The 18,036-nt window shown below is 59.1% G+C and carries 20 protein-coding genes; 6 read left to right on the forward strand and 14 right to left on the reverse strand.

Annotated elements, in window-relative coordinates; translation table 11 throughout:
* Positions 1–340: 340 nt before the first annotated feature.
* On the reverse strand, positions 341–1,225 hold the full coding sequence (locus P9292_RS42180) for a LysR family transcriptional regulator (protein WP_309966150.1): 885 nt from the start codon (positions 1,223–1,225) through the stop codon (positions 341–343).
* Between the two features lie 105 nt (positions 1,226–1,330).
* On the opposite strand from P9292_RS42180, the gene P9292_RS42185 reads away from it, so the two are divergent.
* Together P9292_RS42185 and P9292_RS42190 are read left to right on the forward strand one after the other, a co-directional pair.
* Positions 1,331–2,221: an NmrA family NAD(P)-binding protein gene (locus tag P9292_RS42185; RefSeq protein ID WP_309966153.1), complete on the forward strand. Its 891-nt coding sequence runs from the start codon at positions 1,331–1,333 to the stop codon at positions 2,219–2,221.
* Positions 2,218–3,360 (forward strand): alkene reductase, encoded by a 1,143-nt coding sequence (locus P9292_RS42190; RefSeq protein ID WP_309966156.1) that lies wholly within the window; start codon positions 2,218–2,220, stop codon positions 3,358–3,360. Before P9292_RS42185 ends, P9292_RS42190 begins: the two co-directional genes overlap by 4 nt.
* Positions 3,361–3,877: 517 nt before the next feature.
* Here the strand turns inward: P9292_RS42190 and istB are convergent.
* The 6 genes from istB to P9292_RS42215 all read right to left on the reverse strand — a co-directional run bounded on the left by istB (position 3,878) and on the right by P9292_RS42215 (position 6,656).
* Entirely contained in the window at positions 3,878–4,696 is an 819-nt protein-coding gene (gene istB / locus P9292_RS42195; RefSeq protein ID WP_121315176.1) for an IS21-like element helper ATPase IstB, read from the reverse strand.
* Positions 4,693–5,739 carry an IS21 family transposase gene (istA, locus tag P9292_RS42200; protein ID WP_409015610.1) on the reverse strand — a complete coding sequence of 349 codons (1,047 nt, stop codon included), beginning with the start codon at positions 5,737–5,739 and terminating at the stop codon, positions 4,693–4,695. The genes istB and istA overlap by 4 nt, the downstream gene beginning before the upstream one ends.
* A 68-nt stretch (positions 5,740–5,807) precedes the next feature.
* Positions 5,808–5,954, reverse strand: a complete 147-nt coding sequence (locus P9292_RS42205) for a hypothetical protein (RefSeq protein ID WP_309966168.1) — start codon at positions 5,952–5,954, stop codon at positions 5,808–5,810.
* Entirely contained in the window at positions 5,947–6,237 is a 291-nt protein-coding gene (locus tag P9292_RS43475) for an MBL fold metallo-hydrolase (RefSeq protein WP_409015612.1), read from the reverse strand. The genes P9292_RS42205 and P9292_RS43475 overlap by 8 nt, the downstream gene beginning before the upstream one ends.
* A complete protein-coding gene (locus tag P9292_RS42210; protein WP_309966171.1) occupies positions 6,161–6,346 on the reverse strand; it encodes a hypothetical protein in 186 nt (61 codons plus the stop codon). The genes P9292_RS43475 and P9292_RS42210 overlap by 77 nt, the downstream gene beginning before the upstream one ends.
* Positions 6,339–6,656 (reverse strand): hypothetical protein, encoded by a 318-nt coding sequence (locus P9292_RS42215; protein ID WP_309966174.1) that lies wholly within the window; start codon positions 6,654–6,656, stop codon positions 6,339–6,341. The genes P9292_RS42210 and P9292_RS42215 overlap by 8 nt, the downstream gene beginning before the upstream one ends.
* A gap of 139 nt (positions 6,657–6,795) precedes the next feature.
* On the opposite strand from P9292_RS42215, the gene P9292_RS42220 reads away from it, so the two are divergent.
* Positions 6,796–7,686, forward strand: coding sequence for a LysR family transcriptional regulator (locus P9292_RS42220; protein ID WP_309966176.1), 891 nt, complete (start codon positions 6,796–6,798; stop codon positions 7,684–7,686).
* 95 nt (positions 7,687–7,781) lie between these two features.
* On the opposite strand, the gene P9292_RS42225 is transcribed toward P9292_RS42220, so the two are convergent.
* On the reverse strand, positions 7,782–8,336 hold the full coding sequence (locus P9292_RS42225) for a LysR substrate-binding domain-containing protein (RefSeq protein WP_309966179.1): 555 nt from the start codon (positions 8,334–8,336) through the stop codon (positions 7,782–7,784).
* Positions 8,337–8,613: 277 nt separating this feature from the next.
* Between P9292_RS42225 and P9292_RS42230 the strand changes: the two genes are divergently transcribed.
* The 3 genes from P9292_RS42230 (at position 8,614) to gcvA (ending at position 11,424) form a co-directional block, all read left to right on the forward strand.
* The gene (locus tag P9292_RS42230; RefSeq protein ID WP_309851247.1) at positions 8,614–9,360 is read left to right on the forward strand and encodes an SDR family oxidoreductase; all 747 of its coding nucleotides are present in this window, start codon (positions 8,614–8,616) and stop codon (positions 9,358–9,360) included.
* Between the two features lie 56 nt (positions 9,361–9,416).
* Positions 9,417–10,427, forward strand: coding sequence for a D-cysteine desulfhydrase family protein (locus tag P9292_RS42235; RefSeq protein WP_309850729.1), 1,011 nt, complete (start codon positions 9,417–9,419; stop codon positions 10,425–10,427).
* Positions 10,428–10,506: 79 nt separating this feature from the next.
* Entirely contained in the window at positions 10,507–11,424 is a 918-nt protein-coding gene (gene gcvA, locus P9292_RS42240; RefSeq protein ID WP_309966183.1) for a transcriptional regulator GcvA, read from the forward strand.
* Positions 11,425–12,094: 670 nt separating this feature from the next.
* Here gcvA and andAa read toward each other — a convergent pair.
* The 6 genes from andAa to P9292_RS42270 all read right to left on the reverse strand — a co-directional run bounded on the left by andAa (position 12,095) and on the right by P9292_RS42270 (position 17,943).
* Positions 12,095–13,312 carry an anthranilate 1,2-dioxygenase system ferredoxin--NAD(+) reductase gene (gene andAa, locus P9292_RS42245; protein ID WP_309966186.1) on the reverse strand — a complete coding sequence of 406 codons (1,218 nt, stop codon included), beginning with the start codon at positions 13,310–13,312 and terminating at the stop codon, positions 12,095–12,097.
* Positions 13,302–13,625 carry an anthranilate 1,2-dioxygenase ferredoxin subunit AndAb gene (gene andAb / locus P9292_RS42250; RefSeq protein ID WP_309850738.1) on the reverse strand — a complete coding sequence of 108 codons (324 nt, stop codon included), beginning with the start codon at positions 13,623–13,625 and terminating at the stop codon, positions 13,302–13,304. Before andAb ends, andAa begins: the two co-directional genes overlap by 11 nt.
* A gap of 10 nt (positions 13,626–13,635) precedes the next feature.
* Entirely contained in the window at positions 13,636–14,109 is a 474-nt protein-coding gene (gene andAd, locus P9292_RS42255) for an anthranilate 1,2-dioxygenase small subunit AndAd (RefSeq protein WP_309850740.1), read from the reverse strand.
* A 15-nt stretch (positions 14,110–14,124) separates the two neighbouring features.
* Positions 14,125–15,393: an anthranilate 1,2-dioxygenase large subunit AndAc gene (gene andAc, locus P9292_RS42260; RefSeq protein ID WP_309850742.1), complete on the reverse strand. Its 1,269-nt coding sequence runs from the start codon at positions 15,391–15,393 to the stop codon at positions 14,125–14,127.
* Between the two features lie 96 nt (positions 15,394–15,489).
* Positions 15,490–16,602: a M14 family metallopeptidase gene (locus P9292_RS42265; protein ID WP_309966190.1), complete on the reverse strand. Its 1,113-nt coding sequence runs from the start codon at positions 16,600–16,602 to the stop codon at positions 15,490–15,492.
* Between the two features lie 15 nt (positions 16,603–16,617).
* Positions 16,618–17,943 (reverse strand): MFS transporter, encoded by a 1,326-nt coding sequence (locus tag P9292_RS42270; protein WP_309966193.1) that lies wholly within the window; start codon positions 17,941–17,943, stop codon positions 16,618–16,620.
* Positions 17,944–18,036 lie beyond the last annotated feature (93 nt).

Below are 18,036 nucleotides of genomic sequence, written 5' to 3' on the forward strand. Positions count from 1 at the left end.
CGTCGATGTTCGGCGGCCGCGTTGTCGGCCGTCGACGAACGGTGATCGGCCACTACTAAAACGTACTAAGTAAAGAGTATCAGGCCGCGATCAACGCTTCAGCATCGATGATAAAAAGCTCGCTTGTCGGCCTTTGCGGACGTTCCGCGTTAAGCAGCCCTGCGGCGGCTGCTCGCCGCATCGCTGTCATTCACGACGCGGCGCCGGGAAACGTCGGCTCCTCGCCTGGCAAATGAGTCTTGACGACCCAATGCCGTCGTTCGTTTAGCCGCACGATCAACGTCTGCTATGTGACAGATAGCAGACGATTAAACGATCACGCGGCACGCGACTGGCCGGGTCAGGTTGTGGGTCCTAGATGGGATACCAGACTGTCGATAAAGACTCTGACTTTCGCGGAAAGGCTCCGGTGACTGGGGTATAGAGCGTGCGCATCAACGGACATCTTGCTCGAATCAGAAAAAAGCCGGATCAATCGGCCGTCCGTAACGGCGTCGGATGCATGGAAATCTGGCAGCAACCCGATCCCAGCGCCTCCGATCAACACGGTCTTCATAACGAACGGTTCCGTAATCACCATGGCCGATTTTACCTCGATTGCCGACGCCCCCAAAGCGTCCGGAAAGCGCCAGACTTCCGGATGGTCCGCGTGCGCAATGAGCTTATGCTGCAACAGTTGCTCAGGTCGGTCGATCGCGGAGTGATCGCTCAGATAAGCAGGACTGGCACACGGCCATAGCGCGATGCTGGCAAGCCGGCGCGAGATCAGACTTGAATCTTCGAGCGGTCCAATTCTGATTGCTAAATCTATCTTTTCCATCTGAAGGTCCGTCAGCCTGTTCTCTACCGTCAGGACGACGCGCACCTCGGGATATTTTTCCAGGAATCCAGGCAGCATCGCAGCCAGTGGTCCACCGGCAAATGTGAACGGTGCATTTATCTGGAGATCACCGCTAGGCTTTCCAATCAGTCCGCCGATTGCGTTTTCCGCCTCGCCCACATCATCAAGGATTCGCTTCGCATGGCGCTTAAGGAGGAGCCCGGCATCCGTCAGGCGCAGATGCCGCGTTGATCGCTCGACCAGAACTGTACCGACTGCATCCTCAAGCCGAAGCAACGCGCGGCTGACCGACGACTTTGGCATGTTCAGCGCTCGGGCAGTCGCGGAGATGCTACCGAGGTCGGCAATGTACGAAAAAACAGTGAGATTCGCAAAATCGAGCATAGATGTCGTTCCCAGTCTGGAACGTGCAGTCCAGTCGTGAGTGACTAATCAAACTATCTGGAACGACATACGATACCAGCGTATACAACTCATGGAGTGAATCTCATGGCACAGACGGTACTGGTAGTCGGCGCAACCGGCATGCTCGGCGGGCGCATAGCCCATCATCTGCTTCAGGATCACGTAAGCAGCGTGCGCGTCCTCGTGCGACGTAGCACCGATGGAAATAAGCGCAGTGCAGTTGACGCGCTGTCGCGTGCGGGCGCAGAAGTCGTTGAAGGGGACCTGGCGATCCCCGCGTCGCTCGAACGCGCGACACAAGGCGTTGACGTTGTGGTCTCCGCAGTACAGGGTGGTCCGGCCACCATCGTTGATGGCCAGCTGGCACTAGCCGAGGCCGCGAAGCGCAATGGCGTGCGCCGCATCCTGCCTTCGGACTTCGGGCTTGATCTCTTTAAAGCTACGCCGGGCGAACATGCCGCATTCAACTGGCGCGCAAGCGTGGACGAGAAGATCAGTTCGCTTGGTCTGGAGCATATCCACATGCTTCAGGGCGGGTTCATGGACCTTTTCGGTCCTGTTTCCCCGCTTGTCAACTATGAGAAGCATACGGTCCACTTTTGGGGCGATGGCAAACGACCCATTGAAGTTACGAGTGTCGAGGACACGGCCAGGATGACGGCACGGGTTGCACTGGACCGGACCGTGCCGAGCGGAAAATTTGCTTTCTCCGGCGATCGAATTTCTTTTCAGGAAGTTGCTGACGAGGCGGAGCGACAAACGGGGCATGCATTCACGCGTCATTCGCTTGGCACGGAGAGTGAGCTTCGGGCGGCAATGGCCAAGGCCGACCCCGGTGAGGCCATCATGCTGGCCTACCAGCTATACATGCTGAACGGACAGACATCGCTGGAAGACCTTAAGAACGATCACTACCCCGACCTGCGGATGCTGCCCTTCGCGGAGTTCCTTCGTCAACGTCTCGGCGGGCGATGACCGTCAGCAAAAGCGTTCACGATCTTCCTACGAACACACTATCCAATGCAACGATGAAAATACTAGAGCCATTCGCGCTCGGCCTGGTAGCCATGAGAAATCGCGTCGTCATGGCGCCGATGACGCGCAGCAGGGCAGATTCTCATGGCCTCGCGGGCCCCTTGATGCGGGAGTACTACAAGCAACGTGCGTCGATGGGTCTGGTCATCTCCGAGGGATTGAATACTTCCCCACAAGCGATCGGAGTTCCATCGACCCCCGGCATCTACACTGACGCGCAAATCGCTTCCTGGCGCAAGATCACTGACGCCGTCCACGATTCGGGTGGAGCAATCTTCGCACAACCTTGGCACACGGGTCGGGTTGGGCATTCATCGTGGAGAAATGGCGCGCTCCCTGTCGGTCCGTCTGCGATCCGGATCGAAGGACAAAAGCCATTCACGGCAGGTGGCATTGCTGACTTTGAGACCCCGCACGAACTGTCGGTTCAGGAAATCGTTGCCGTGGTCGCAGACTATCGGCGAGCTGCGGAGAATGCGCGCAGCGCCGGCTTCGACGGCGTCGAACTGCATGCTGCGTTCGGTTATCTGCCTAACCAATTTCTTGATGACAATTCAAACAAACGGGCGGACCTGTATGGCGGTAGCATTGCCAATCGGTGCAGATTTACACTTGAGGTGATGGATGCCCTGCTCGATGTGTGTGGCGTGGATCGGGTTGATATCAAGCTGTCCCCCGCCATTGCCTACAACGGAATGGCAGACAGCGACCCGCGTGCCTTATACAGTCATCTGATTAACGAGCTAAGCACCTGGCGCCTTGCCTATTTGCACCTAATGCGACCGATGTTCCCGCTGGACCACGTTCCTCACTGGCCGAAGGACGTACTCCGGACATGCGCACAATTTTTCGACGGTCCAATCGTTGCCAATGCAGGCTACACGCCCGATGAAGCTGAGGAAGCCTTGCTGAGGGGCGACGCGGATTTGATCTCATTCGGCACGCTGGCACTTGCCAATCCCGATCTCCCCGCAAGGATTGCGTCGCTCGGTCCTTTCAACGAGGCGGATCGGAACACGCTCTATGCTGGTGGCTCAGAGCGGGGATATACCGATTATCCTGCGTTACCGAATCGGTGATCGAGGATCAATCTGTTCGGCTAAAAACACGGTTCCGCCCCATCGCAGTCACTATGCGTTGGGGCGGATATCCGATCTACCGTCAACTGAGTCTCGTCGAGCTCTGGTCAGTGCTTCGGTCCCTGACGCGAAAAAGTTGTAGCCGTGGCCGTCGCGCTTCAGATAACCACTCCCTCCAAGGTGCATCCCCAACACTTTCAGATCGTCTTCAGCCACTGTTTTGAAGAGGGCCGAACGGGTTGCTGCTGCTTGATCAGGGTCTACGTCGAAGGCAATGAGCCATTCCGGTTGCGCTAGCTGGAGTGTCGCGCAGTGGATTATGTCTCCCCAAATCAGTAGCTTTTCATGCTGGTCTTCGAGCATTACCCCGATGTGGCCTGGCGTGTGCCCCGGCAGCGAAACGGCCGTCATTCCGTTGGTGATTGGCCTTGCGACATCGAGATGTCAACGGCACTCAGGAATTGATACAGATTCTGCCGGCATCGGCATTTCAGATTTGATACACCGGGTTGTAGTGTTATTGCGGTGCCGACCGCATTCCGTTGGCGGCGTTCTCCTTTGTTGTAGTCGATCTCTTCATAACCAGTCCAGCGCGTCGCTTGTCGCGTAGTCGATAGCTCTCGCCCTGGATTGCCACGACGTGAGCGTGATGCAACAGCCGGTCGAGCATGGCAGCAGTGAGCGTTGCGTCATCGGCGAATGTCTGGTCCCACTGCCCGAACGGAAGGTTGCTGGTCACGATCAGACTGCCGCGCTCGTATCGTTTGGCGATCACCTGGAAGAACAGGTTGGCCTGCTCACGGCTCATCGGCAGGTATCCGATCTCATCGATGATCAACAGCCTGTACGGGTTGATGAATCGTTTTAGCGCGTCTCCCAGCTGATTCTGTCGATGTGCCGTGGTCAGTATCATCAACAGGTCCGCTGCGGTGATGAAGCGCACCTTGATCCCGGCTTGCGTTGCTGCATATCCAAGTGCCATTGCAATGTGCGTTTTGCCTGTGCCACTCGGTCCGAGTAATACGACGTTCTCGTTTCGCTCCAGAAACGTCAGACTCGCCAGCTCCTGGACCTGAGATCTGGGCACGCCACTGGCTGCTGCGAAGTCGAAACCGTCGAGGGTCTTGATCGTCGGGAAGCCTGCCAGGCGCGCAAACGTCGCGCGCTGCCTGACGAGCCGCGCTGTGTGCTCGGCCTTTAGCACCGATTCGAGAAACTCTGTCAGGTTCACCTCGTCGGCGATTGCCTTTTGCGCCAGGTGTGGCAACGCGTCCGCGATGGTCGTGAGCTTCAATTGGGCGCATAGCTGCGCCACGCGTTCGTGTGCGATGTTCATGCCGCAACCCCAATCAGCTGGTCGTACACGGACAGCGGGTGCTGTAGCGGAGACAGCCAGTCGTGGAATCGCTCGCGCAGCTCTTGTCCGCTCGCCGGTGTCGTTGCTGGTAACAGCGCCGGATACGGTGGCGGTACGCTCTGCAAGGCCTTCTGCTCAACAAGCAGTTGCTCGCCTGGCTTCAATCGGGTTGTTCCATGTATCCGGACATGCGCAACTTCGCGTAGCCAACGCCAGACTTCAGTGTTGGCGGTCGTCACGTCCAGTTCGACGTTAGCCGCCTTGAACTGAGCGGCCAACGGAACGTAAAAACTGCGGCGCAAATATCCGTTCATCCGTTCGACCTTGCCTTTGGTCTTCGCGCGATAGGGCCGACAAAGCTGGGGCTGAAACCCGTAGTGCCGGGCGAAGTCGAGAAACCCCGGCTGGAAGCGGTGCTGCTTTGGACCGTACGCATCCCGCTCGATGACAACGGTCTTCATATTGTCGTACAGCGCACGGCGCGGCACACCGCCGAACCAGTTAAAACAGTTGACGTGACACCTCAGCAAAGTATCGAGCCGCATGTCGGAAACGAATTCGACGTAGGTCGCACGGCTATAGCCGAGAGTGGCCACGAATGCGAACAGATTCGCTCCTTTGCGCCTGCGGAACTCGACCCAGTCGACCTGCATCTGATCGCCCGCAGCAGTCTCGAATCGCACCAAAGGATCGGGCGCCGGTGCGGGCCTCAATGTGGCAACGAACTTGCGCACGATCCTCTCGCCGCCATCGAATCCCTTCGACTGAATCTCGCGCCACAGAACTGTCGCTGGAATCCAGTCCGGAGCCGCTGACGCGATCCGTTCCCGAAGATAGGCTTCGAACGGTTTCAGTATCGACTCGCGCGGAGTCGCCGCGGGCCGAAACGTTGGCGCGTCCTCCGTCGCCAGATACTTCCTCACAGTGTTGACGGAGCAGCCAACCTCACAAGCAATGGCACGCAGGCTCTTGCCCTGCTTGTGCAATATCCTGATCTGCATGTATCCCTCGTACGAGATCATCGCCGCTCAAAGCGGCCATTATCCCTTCGTCGAGGCGTATCAATTCTTCAGTGCCGACCGTGTATCAATTACAGGTGCCGATGACAGAGATAACGTACGCGACTGCCGTAGGCCTCCAGCACCTTGGCGGCTGCGTCGAAAAATACGCCGAAAGCCGGCGGCGAGGCTTCGCGCGAGCGGGCGTCGAGCCAGTATTTTACTTCTTCTTCAGTCACTACTAGCTCCGCATTGGCGAAGCGCGGTTCGCCTTTTTCGAGCACCAGACCCCCCAATATGGTCCGGGTGCATGTGCGTCAGGACGACTGTGTCGACCCGTGACGCCGTCACGCCGGCTGCTTCAAGTTTGTCAGGAACGTTGCCGAGCGCGGGACCGAAGAGCCGGCCGCAGCCGGAGTCGATCAGGATTCTCCGACCCCCCTGCTCAGCGAAACGCGTACACAGGCTCGATCGAAGGTCCGGTACTGGGTTGGCCCGCAATCTCCAGCAGTTGTCGTCCACGCTCGCAATCCGCTTGCGGCATGACGTCGAAACCGATTGGAAACATGCCGTCAAGTAGAGGCGTGATTGCGAAGCTGCCCACTGTCAAAGGTTCGAACTGCTCATTCATGTTCGTTGTCCTTCAACAGATTCTTATCGAAGAGCTTTTCAAGCGGAAGCCACGGGCCCATCGTGACGATGCGAGCCTGAAGAAGTTCGTGCCTGATGAGAGGCAACTTTGCAAGTTCGGACCGCACAGCTTCCGTGCCCGCTGACTCCAACACGAGCGACACAACGAGGGGGTCCTTCTGATAATACATCTCGCGCAAGGCGCCTCTGCGGTAAGCATCCCAAACAGCTATCTCTTCGCGAAGAAGATGCGGCCCTAGAGCCGAAATCTGTTGGTCCGGGCCCAGTTCGAGTAGAGCGAGATATTTCATTTCCTTCATCCGGTTAATGACAATGCAGGCAGTATCGCTGTGGACGTAGCGCCGCGGTACACTTCACCGAGTCAGGTCACTGGTGACAAAATGTCCGCACAAAACGAGATTCGCGGCCTCATGAGCCTTTTTTTCCTTCGTGCGTGTCGTCGAAGCAGGCTCCTTCGCCGAAGCAGCGCGTCGGGCTGGAACCACCAGCTCCGCCATGTCCAAGTCAATTGCCCGATTTGAGCAGCGGCATGGCGTCCGGTTGCTTCACCGCACCACCCACTCGCTCTCACTCACGCAGGAAGGCGAACGGCTGCTGGAAGGTGCCCGCCGTCTGCTCCAGGATGCGGAGCGTCTGGGCGCTTCACTGACGGAGGGCGATGAACCGATTGCGCGAGGGCGAGTAAAGGTTAGCCTGCCAGGCTCCTTTGCGCATGCCTGCGTGCTCCCCTATCTATCCGAATTCCGGGCATCGAACCCCGAGATTGAACTCGATCTGAGCCTGGAAGACTCATTAGTCGACCTTGGCGCTGAGGGCGTTGACATAGCGGTTCGGGCGGGCGAAGTTGACCGCCAGCCGGGGCACGTGGCCACCAGGCTTCTTTCCTATCCCTACGTGCTTTGTGCAGCGCCTGAGTATCTGGACGCGCACCCTGCTCCCAGCGCGCCATCCGATCTGGCGACGCATCGGCATATTGTTTTCCGCAACAAAGGGAACGGGCAATTACTGAACTGGCAATTTCGCTCGCCTGCTGCGGATCAGCGCCAGGTCCGTATTCAACCGAACACTCACATGATCGTTGACGACGGTGCCGCCGCATGGACGCTGGTACGGCAAGGATTCGGCCTGACATGGGCGCCGGGCTGGCTTGGGTTGGATGATCTCCGATCGGGCCGTGTCGTTGAAGTCATGAGCGACTGGCGGATGCCTGATTTCCACCTGTTCGCAGTGCGGCTACAAAGAAAAAACACGCCCGCGAGAACCCGCGTAGTGCTGGATTTCCTTAGGATGCTGGTTCCCCGCTGGCAGCACGTTCAATAAATTATAGAAGCCGCGCGAATGCCCGGCCATTGTCGGCTTTTCCGACGTCAAAAGTAGCACGGCGAATACGGCAAGCAGCTGGAACCGCTCATTGCTTACGTCGAAGGAGGAAAACGTAAGTGAGCTTTGAGATATCGCAGAAACCCTCGCAATTTTGGCGAAGGCGCGCGCGCTCCTGGAGATAGCGCATGCAGGTGCTGCGGTGGGCCACTCCAATCAGGCAGCACCTTGCACAGCCTTCCCGTCGCGACTTCCGGCGCCATAATCCATTGCAAGCAAAATTCCATTGCCAGCGAGAGCAGCGTCCAGAAGCAAAACCGGATCGCTCGCCACGATGGCGGGCGTAAGGCGAAGCTCCTTGCCTTGCGTCCCTTACTGCTCAACGTCCATATTAACCCGCTTACGGTGCGTGCCTGATGGAGCACGAGCGTTGGGCGAAGACACAAATCGTCCGGACTTTCAGGCGCACCATGCGTGCCGATGTACGCGGGGCTGGCATACGTCGTTGTCGAGAAGCTGCCGAGTTTTTGGGCCATCAAACTGGAATCGGGCAATGCGCCGAAGCGCAGAGCAACATCCATGTTTTCGCTGTACAGGTCGAGCGGAACGTGTGTCGCCGGTATCTCGATGCGAATATCAGCGTACTGCAAGCAGAATCCGGCTATTGACGGCGCAATCCACGTTGCGCCAGAGAAAACGGCAGTGTCACACGTAGCCAGCCCGCCGGCGCGCCACGGATCATCTGAACGGCGTTCTCCGCATCATCGACCTGCCTGAGGATCCCGCTGCAACGGTCGAAATACCAGACTAGATTTCCTACTTTGGGTGGCTAGTTCTTCTCATTTGTCGCGGGTTGGTCGCTCGACCAGAATGGTTTCCATCGAGGACGCCAACGGTTCTCGCCAACCCACCTCAAGGAGAATTGCCATGAAGCTGCAAAACAAGGTTGCACTCGTTACCGGCGGTACATCCGGTATCGGTCTGGAAGCTGCGAAGCTTTTCCGTGCGGAAGGAGCCAAGGTTGCCGTCATCGGCTCCAATCCCGGTCGACTGGAAGCAGCTGCAGAAGAACTGGGAGGCGATGCGTTGGTGCTTTCGGCTGACCTGCGCAGTCCCGCGGACATCGACCGTGCCATCGGTGACGTCGCTGCAACTTTCGGCCGAATCGACATCGTTTTCGCCAACGCTGGCGCTGGCACGGCGGCCCCGCTCGAAGCCGTCACGCCGGAAATGATTCACGAGCAGTTCGCCCTGAATTTCACCGGGCTGTTCCTTACCATCCAGAAGGCTGCTCCTCTCATCCCGAATGGCGGTAGCATCGTGGCCACTACATCGTTCCTGAACGCGGTGGGAACGCCGGGGCTGTCCATCTTATCGGCAACCAAGGCAGCCACGCGCTCGCTGGTCCGCTCTCTTGGCGCGGAGCTCGCGCCGCGAGGCATTCGCGTCAACGCCGTCAGCCCGGGGCCGATTGCCACGCCGTTCCACACCAAGCTCGGACTGTCGGAAGGGCAACTGTCGGATACGGCTGCCGCAATCCAGGCTGCCGTGCCGCTCAAGCGATTCGGTGAAGCCGCCGAAATTGCGAAGGCCGCGTTGTTCCTCGCCAGTGCCGATTCGTCGTTCACGACCGGCACGGAGCTCGTCGTCGATGGTGGTCTGTCGCAAATCTGATTCGGTGCTGGGGGTGTACTTGCGGCACCCCCACCTGGACACACGGAGAAATCGGCATGCAACTCGTGAATACGGGCCTCACGGCCTACCCTCGCTTTGACCTGCTGGATGGCGTAACGCCCATCCAGCGACTCACCCGGCTGGAACGTGAAGTCGGCGACGTGGGCATCTTCGTCAAGCGTGACGACCTTATGGGCCTTGGCGGGGGCGGCAACAAGCTCAGAAAGCTGGAGTTCCTGATAGGGGAAGCGCTGGCGCAGCGTGCCGATACGGTCATCACGGTCGGCGCGCGTCAGTCGAATCACGCGCGGCTCACTGCCGCGGCCGCTTCCCGCGCCGGCATGCATTGCGAGCTGGTCTTGACGCGCTCGGTTCCGCGGACCGACGCGGCGTATACGGAGAACGGCAATGTTTTGCTGGACGAGCTGCTAGGGGCGACCATTCACGACCTGTCCAGTTCGGAAGACCCCATGACGCTTGCGACGCGACGGGCAGCCGAACTGTCGAAGAATGGTCGGCGAGTCTACGTCGCCCCGTTGGGCGGCTCGAGCCCTGTCGGCTGCCTGGGTTACGCGGCATGCGCGCTCGAAATTGAGACGCAGGCCGCCGGGATGAACCTGCAGTTCGACGAGGTTGTCGTGCCTCACGGAAGTGGCGGAACGCACGCCGGCCTGGTTGCAGGTTTCATCGCTTCAGGAAAAGACCCAGGCTACGTTCGCACGCATGCCGTTCTCGCCAATGAAGGAAAAGCTCGCGCGGTTTCGTTCGAAAAGACGACAGCAACCCTGCGACTGCTGGGACGCGAACCGGTCCATGTAGCCGATGACCTCAACGTCGACGATTCACACCTCGGCGATGGGTATGGTATGCCTACCGACAGCATGCGCGACGCGCTACGCACGCTCGCTCGCGCAGAGGGGCTTCTCCTCGACCCGGTCTATAGCGGCAAGGCATTCGCAGGGATGTTGCACGACATACAGAATGGTCGTTATCGCGCTGGGCAAAATGTCTTGTTCGTGATGACCGGCGGTCTGCCAGGGTTGTTTGCGTATCGCAGCGCGTTCTGACACTGCTAAAAGGGCTCGTGCTGCGACCGAAGAAACGAGCAGGCCGATAGCGTTGCCTTCACTCAAGCGACTTATTCCAATGCGAGCACCCAACAATCTAAACGCACTCCGGGCATTCGAAGCGGTCTCCCGTCACCTGAGCTATTCCGCCGCCGCCGAGGAGCTCAACGTCACGCCGGCTGCTGTCGGACATCTGGTACGTGGTCTGGAGGACGCCCTCGACGTCGAGCTGTTTCATAGAACTACGTCGGGGGCCACGCGCCTTTTCCTGACTGATGCGGCGAGGTCGGTATTGCCCGCTCTGCAGTCGGGTTTCGATCTGCTGTCCGAGACTGTTGAGCAACTCAAGGCAAGCAAATCCCGTACGGCGTTCACGGTCACGGTTCCCGCCGCGTTCGCCGACAAGTGGCTGTTGCGACGTGTGGACCGCTTCCAGCAGCGGCACCCGTATCACGACCTGCGCATCGATACGAGCAACCGGCTCGTCGACTTCGCTGCTGACCGGGTCGATGTTGGCATTCGCTACGGTGCCGGCACATGGTCCGGGCTTACCTCCACGTTTCTGCTGAGAGACGAGTTTTTCCCAGTGTGCAGTCCATCCCTGTTACGCGGCAAACAAAGATTGAAGACGCCGGCGGACCTTCAGCACCATCTGCTGATTCATGACGTCTCGATGCAATCATCTGGAGCGTTTCCAACGTGGCGCTCGTGGCTTCATAAAGCAGGTTGCCGGAATGTCGTCGACTGCAATCGCGGCATTCAGATAAATGACGCGGCAGCTGCGTATCAGACGGCCATTTCAGGAAATGGCGTTGCGCTGGGACGAACGACACTCGTCGAGCATGACCTGAAAGAGGAGAAGTTGGTGAAGCCGTTCGATGTTGTGCAGACGTGCGAACTCGCCTACTACCTTGTGCATAAAAAAGGCAGTGAAAGCGCCGCCCCTATTGTCGCCTTTAAGGAGTGGCTAATATCCGAGGCCGGAAGTCGCACATAGCGTCTCAGACATCGAAGAAGGGATGGGCAAACGTCGACGTCATCATCTGGATGTCGCTTCGGAAGAGTTTCCGGCATGAAGCGCTAAGCGCCTTTCTGCTTGCGGCATACGGACCGTGGTGGCTACCCGGTTTTTGGCTCTCTTAACTGAGAACTATCCGGCTGCGTTTCATACGTCAAAAAAAAGCACAATCTGGCCGTCATCGACCCCTGCAGTCCGTTGATCCCACGCGGCAGCAAAGGCGGTTGTGAGCGACATCGGTCATTCGTGCGGCGTGTCGGCCGGCGTTTATCCGCGCTGCGGACATTATTGGGATAACAGGGCGAGACAGCGATATGGCCGATGGCCCACATTGGCGGCATCTCGAAATATCCGCTTGGTCTTGTGTTGAAAAACTTACGTCAACGCAAACGTCAGCGATTGATATATCGCATAGGAAGAGTCAGCTATAAACGTGTTCTCGCAACGAAAGTCGGGTCGACCTATGATAGAAAGTGCAAGGCGTCAATCCGGAACGCCTGCATGCTGGTTCGATTGGCAGAATCGCGTGCATTTTCAGGCTGGGGTGCCGACCGAGACGAGTAAAGCAAGTAAGGCGCTTGCCATTCCAAACTCGCCGGCGTCTCCGGCTTCGGTCAGGAGCGCGTACGGCGCAGATAACGCGGAGCTTTCATAACAAGGTTCTGAGCGAACGAGAAGCGTCGCCGAGCGCCACCTTATCCAACGGCTTGCCCGATGAGATTAATCGCTTGCAAGCACCGATGTCACGTCCTGCATTGACGGCTGCAACCGCGGCAAGCGCATCGGAATCACTTACCGACAACATGACGAACGCCCCGCTCGCAGGATCGCCGCGCAAAACGCGCGCATGCCCTTCTTCGAATACCCCGAGCGTTTGCACGTTGCATTCGTACTGGTCCGACCAGAGCCACGGTGTTTCCGCATAACGCTCGCTCGCGCCGAGCATGTTCGCGGCCGCGATGGCGGGCTGATTCTGCGCCACTTGCCACGACTCGACACGCACATGCCGCTTCAGCAAGGGATTGAAATGCGCCGTGACTTCACCGGCCGCGAAGATCGCCGAATCAACGGTCCTGCATTGTTCATCGACGACGATGCCTCCATTCACATTGAGGCCCGCTGCTTCGGCAAGCTCGACATTTGGCACCACACCTATTCCTGCCACGACGACATCCGCTTCTATCGAGCCGCGATCCGTTTCGACCACTGTGCCGTCAATGCCACGACGAACCGCAAGCGGTTTCGTGTTCATGCGCACATCGACTCCCTTCACGCGATGCAAGGCGACGATGAACTCCGCGACTTCGCGCGGCATCGACCGCATGAGAAGCCGTGGCGCTGACTCGATCAGCGTCACCTGACAGCCCGCATAAACCGCCGACGCAGCAACCTCCAGTCCGATGAACCCACCGCCCAGAACCACCACACGCTTGCCCCGCGCAAGCGCGGCACGCAGCGAGCGCGCATCCGCGACGGTGCGTACGTAATGCAGCGTCACGCCGTCATCGAGCGGGCCGGGGAAACGGCGCACGCGCGAGCCGGTCGCAAGCAGTAGCCGCTTGTATTCGATGCGCGTTCCATCGCTCACTATCACACGCGAAGATGCACGATCGATCGATTCGACCCGCTGACCGAGCCGCAACTCGATACGCTGGGCGTCATACCACGCGGCGTCTCGTATAAACGCGCGCTGCTCGCCCTTTTCCGACAGCAGCGCGCCCTTTGACAGTTCGGGCCGGTCGTAAGGCAACGCGTCCTCGTCGCCGATCATGACGATATACGCTTGAGCATCCCGTTCGCGCAGCGTTTCGGCAGCGCGACGCGCGGCATGCCCCGCACCGACGATCACATACGACTCACTCGACATGGATTTCGACCTGCCCGTCCACGATGCGAATCGGATAACTGCGCACCGCTTCCGTCACGGGCGCACATTGCGGCGCGCCGGTGCGGATATCGAAAAGCCCTTGGTGCAGGGGACATTCCACGCAACCGTCCTCGACGAAGCCTTCCGACAGACGCGCGTGGCCATGCGTGCAAAGATCGTGCAGCGCGAAGACTTCATCGCCCATGCGGAACACGGCGATGGGTTTGTCGCACGCGACCACCGCCGACGGCTCGCCTTCGGTGAAGTCCTCAAGCGTGCCGATGACCTGCCATTCGTTCGTCAATTGATCCATGTGTGTCTCCTCAGATCGGCGTCGCGAGCAAGGTCTGCACGCGCGAGGTATCGTAGATCACGCGCTTGGACCGATAACGCAGACCGTCCGGCGTGCGCACCACGCGGTCGAAATACTTGCCCGCCTGATACACGTTCGACTCGCCGTTCGTGCGCGTCTGGATCACCACGTAATTGCTTTCCGTTTCGATCACGCCATCTTTTTCATCGATCACGGTCAGGCCGGATGTCATGTGACGGTAGCTGTGTTCTTCGTAGATATTCGCGTGACGCAGCGATACGACGCGATCGCGCAGCATCTTCTGGTTCGTGCAATAGATGATGCCGATGGGCAACCCCATGTCGGCGTTTTCCTTGGGCACGATCTCGTAGATGCAGTCTTCCGTGAAGAGCGCGGGCCACGCTTCGAGCTTGTCGTTATCGAGCGTGTTGATGTACTGATCCTGCAACATGTGCAGTTCGAACCACAATGTCATTCGTTCCATGGTGCCGGCCTCGATTCAATAGCCCATCAGCTTCTGATAGCCCACCCAGAACTTGCGGATCAGGCTCTCGGTGATGACGGTGTCCTGCTGGTCCGGATTGCCGCGCGACATTTCGATCACCGAGGTCGCATCCGCATCGCGCACGGTGCCGCGCTGGACGAGCTCGGTCGCCTCGGTGTCTTCCATCGAGATATAGCCGGCCGGTCCCACCAGATTCGCCTGCTTGATGCGAAGCTCGCGCAACTCGGGCGTGTCGTCCGTGTAGCCGAAGAAGTGGAAAATCAGTTCGAAGCTGTTTGGCCCCTTCGGCAGAAGCTGGCGGGCGACGAGCGTGTTGTGAATCTGCTGGATGACGAGTTGCGGGAAGATCGGCTGAATATGGTTCGTCGTGTCTTCTTCGTATTCGGAGACGAGGCCGAGAATCGAATCGTCTTCGAGCGCGAAACCTTCATCGAACGAGCGGATGTTCTGCTGCTTGTACGCCGACGAGGTATCTTCGCCCGTCTTCGTCACGGTGATGATGCTGTGCAGCCCATGCGTGGCGTCGGGAATCGAGCGCGCCTTCATGCCGACGCGAAAGATATTGAACGTCGTATGGAACAGATGCAGCATGCTCGCGTGATACGGGTCCTTCACGTTCTCGAAATACAGCTTCCAGTTCGACTTCGAGAACTGGCGCGTGCAGCCGAGATATTCGATCGGCTTGTGAAAAATGCGATCGATCCACGGGCGCATTTCCGCCCCGAGATAGTCGGGCAGCGGCGCGACTTCGTCGCTGAAGCTGGCGAATACCAGACCTTTGTAGCTATCCACGCGCAACTGGCGCAGGCTGTGGTTCTTCGGATTGAAATCGGCAGGCATGCCGGTCATGCCCTTCTGGCCGCGCCGGAACGGCACGCCGAGCAGGTTGCCGCTGTTGTCGAAGCTCCACTGGTGATACACGCACGTATGCGATGTCGCATTGCCGCGCGACTTGCGGCACACCGACGCGCCTCGATGCGCGCAGCGGTTCACCCAGGCCGCGAGGCCGCCGTCTTCCAGTCGCGTGACCACCACGGGCGTATCGCCCACGAAGGTGCTCTTGTAGTCGCCCGCGTTCGGGACTTCCGCTTCGAGCGCGACGAAATTCCAGGTCGGGCCGCGGTAGATACGCTCCTGCTCGCGGTCGTACACGGCCTGCGAACTGAAGACTTTATAGGGCACGCGCGAGCCGTCGTCATGGGGAAAACGAACGTCGGCATCATTCGCGTCTTTCGGACGGTAGTGTAGTTCAACCGTTTCCACGGGCGCTTCTCCTGCTTTAAGAATAGGTATCCTGATGATTCGTCAAAGCATGTCTCTCGGGAAGACATGCCAAAGGGCATTGCGTGAATCTGCGGCTCAGTCGCGCGCGAAGTCGTTGGCGGCGATCTTGATCACGATGTCGTTGGGCCGCACCAATCGGTTCGACACCGCGGCGTACAACCTGCCTGGCCGTTTCGCGCGAATCTGTGTGCGCGCCTGCGCGGGGTCGTCCGCGTTGGGATCGACGATCTCGGCGATGACATCACCCGCTTGCACGTCCGTGCCAAGGGGATACGGGTACACGATCACCCCGCCGACGGGCGTGCGCATCATCGAGATGGCTTCGTGCGGGGTTTTTTCTCCGGACCACGTTGCGCGCGGATCGAACTCCCCTTCCACGACACCGATGCGCGCAAGGTGACGGAAGATGGCGTTCGCGTCGCCGCTTGCGAGTTCGTCGGAGACATCGGCAGCGCCGCGCATTTCGATCGTCACGCTCACGTTGCCTTGCGGAATCGGATAGCGATCCCCGAGCGTTTGCCGCAGGTCATGCCACGGTTTGCTGCACGTACCGTCGAAAAGCGTGGGCGTATCGGTCACATGCACCAGCCCCGGATCGATCTCGGCGACGAACCGATCGAGCATCGCCTCGCACCAGGGCGCGACCACCATGCCGGCAATCGCGACGAGTTCGGTGTGCGAATCCACGACGAAATCGGCGTCGATGGCGAGCTTGAGCAGTTCGGTCTGCATCGACTGCACTTCGGTCGGCGGACGCAAGGCGTCGAGCGTGTCACGCAGCGCCTGGCGAATGGCATCGATATTGGCGTCGCCGTTTGCGCCGAGCTTGCCTTCCAGACGCGCGTCGAGACCCTTCGACAGATCGGGCCAGCCACGGTTGTAGTTGCCGCCGCCATCGAGCGCCTCGCGGCCGATCTGATTGCCGAGCACGTTGTCCGACAGACCGATTGGATTGGCGAACGGCACGATCACGAGTTCACCCTTAAATTCGCCCGCGCGGTCCGCTGCAAGCGCGAGACTCAGCAAATGATGAGCGATGAGCAAACCCGGCGTTTCATTGGCATGCAGCGACGCCTGAAAATACGCCTTGGGCCGCGCGCCGATATTGCCGATGCGATGAACCTTCAGCGTTCGTTGCGTACCCGGACTGGACGACAGAACAGATACGGTTTCGATCACATGTGCCATGAGAATTCCTCGTTCTTACTTCAGGTCGCCGGAGGCGTTCGCAGGCATGCCGCGACCGGACGACGATTTCGCCACGTCGTCGTTACCCGCTGCGCGCGGATAAGCGCCGAGAAACAGCAACACACCGGCACCGACCACGACAATGGCAGCGTTGATGATCAGCACGGCGTCGTAGCCATCGAGCATCGAAAGCAGCTTGCTGAAGGAGAACGGCCCCAGCCCTGCGCCCACCGCGAAGCCGATGAACACACCGCCATAGATGGCCGAATAGGCGCGCATGCCGAAGTAACGCGAGACCAGATAGGCAAGCGCATCGTACTCCACGCCCGAAGATGTGCCGACGATCAACACCAGCAGCGACGCCACCCAGAAACTATTCACGCCGTGCGCGAGCAACAGGAACGCGGCCGCGCAGGGCAACAGCATCGTGAAGACGACGAGCGGTGCCCAGATGCGATCCAAGAACCATCCCGTGATCAGTCGTCCCAGAACGATGCCGATGCCATACCACGACGCGATACTCACCGCATCCGACATGCTGAAGCCGGACTTGGTCCAGAAGCGCTCCAGATTCGGCGCGATGCCTGCCAGCGACAGCGACAACAGAAAGAAGCTCGCGCTCAGAATCCAGAAGGCCGGCGTGCGCAGGGCCTGCTTCATCGTGAGTCCGGGCAACGCCGTGGAGGCATCGCTCGCGGTGGTTGCATGGGCCATGTCATCGACGGCCGGCTCGCGAAAAAAGAAGAACGCAATCGGCAAAGTGATGACGAGCAGAAATGCGCCGAGGCTCACATACGCCATGCGCCAGCCGAACAGGTTGAGCGTGTGAAACGCGTACTGCTTGATGAGCGCGCCGAAGATGCCCGTTCCAACCAGACAGATACCGAGCGCGATGCCGCGTTTCTCCTTGAAATGCACGACCACGCTCTTGGTCCACGTCACGGGCAGCGTGCCCGCACCGAGCAAGGTGATGATCGCGAAGATCGCATAAAAGGAGATGATCGAACTCGTGGTGAACGCCAGCAGCATCCAGCCGATGGCGAGCCCCACCACCGAACACAGCACGATCTTGCGCGGCCCGATGCGATCCGCCAGCGTGCCGATGGTCGGCCCGAGCAGGCTGGAGCCAAAGAACAGGATCATGAAGGTGATCATGACCTGCGAGTCCGCCCAGCCGAACGTTTTGGTCAGCGACGGCAGGAACACGCCCGCGCTGTATGACGCCATCGTGGTCAGGCTGGTCCCGATCCCAATCGTTGCGGCGAGGATGATGCCCCAACCCGTCTTGAATTCCCTTGCACCCGACACATCGTTCCCCTTGATCCAATTTGGCGTTAGCAACTACGGAGCGGCTCGAACCTTGTGGAGCCGTTTCGCATCGCGTTGATATTTGATCAAACAATCAAATGATCTGGATGGATTCTTTTGCGGCAA

The sequence above is a fragment of the Caballeronia sp. LZ001 genome (genome assembly GCF_031450875.1).
Taxonomy (GTDB): Bacteria; Pseudomonadota; Gammaproteobacteria; order Burkholderiales; family Burkholderiaceae; genus Caballeronia.

Excerpts from the sequence above, each read along its gene's own strand:
- istB (WP_121315176.1), bottom strand. The coding sequence starts at position 4,696 with ATGAACATCGCACACGAACGCGTGGCGCAGCTATGCGCCCAATTGAAG.
- P9292_RS42235 (WP_309850729.1), top strand. The coding sequence starts at position 9,417 with ATGCAACTCGTGAATACGGGCCTCACGGCCTACCCTCGCTTTGACCTG.
- P9292_RS42210 (WP_309966171.1), bottom strand. The coding sequence starts at position 6,346 with ATGAATGAGCAGTTCGAACCTTTGACAGTGGGCAGCTTCGCAATCACG.
- istA (WP_409015610.1), bottom strand. The coding sequence starts at position 5,739 with ATGATCTCGTACGAGGGATACATGCAGATCAGGATATTGCACAAGCAG.
- andAa (WP_309966186.1), bottom strand. The coding sequence starts at position 13,312 with ATGTCGAGTGAGTCGTATGTGATCGTCGGTGCGGGGCATGCCGCGCGT.
- P9292_RS42190 (WP_309966156.1), top strand. The coding sequence starts at position 2,218 with ATGACCGTCAGCAAAAGCGTTCACGATCTTCCTACGAACACACTATCC.
- andAd (WP_309850740.1), bottom strand. The coding sequence starts at position 14,109 with ATGGAACGAATGACATTGTGGTTCGAACTGCACATGTTGCAGGATCAG.
- P9292_RS42215 (WP_309966174.1), bottom strand. The coding sequence starts at position 6,656 with ATGAAATATCTCGCTCTACTCGAACTGGGCCCGGACCAACAGATTTCG.
- P9292_RS42185 (WP_309966153.1), top strand. The coding sequence starts at position 1,331 with ATGGCACAGACGGTACTGGTAGTCGGCGCAACCGGCATGCTCGGCGGG.
- P9292_RS42265 (WP_309966190.1), bottom strand. The coding sequence starts at position 16,602 with ATGGCACATGTGATCGAAACCGTATCTGTTCTGTCGTCCAGTCCGGGT.
- P9292_RS42180 (WP_309966150.1), bottom strand. The coding sequence starts at position 1,225 with ATGCTCGATTTTGCGAATCTCACTGTTTTTTCGTACATTGCCGACCTC.
- gcvA (WP_309966183.1), top strand. The coding sequence starts at position 10,507 with ATGCGAGCACCCAACAATCTAAACGCACTCCGGGCATTCGAAGCGGTC.
- andAb (WP_309850738.1), bottom strand. The coding sequence starts at position 13,625 with ATGGATCAATTGACGAACGAATGGCAGGTCATCGGCACGCTTGAGGAC.
- P9292_RS42230 (WP_309851247.1), top strand. The coding sequence starts at position 8,614 with ATGAAGCTGCAAAACAAGGTTGCACTCGTTACCGGCGGTACATCCGGT.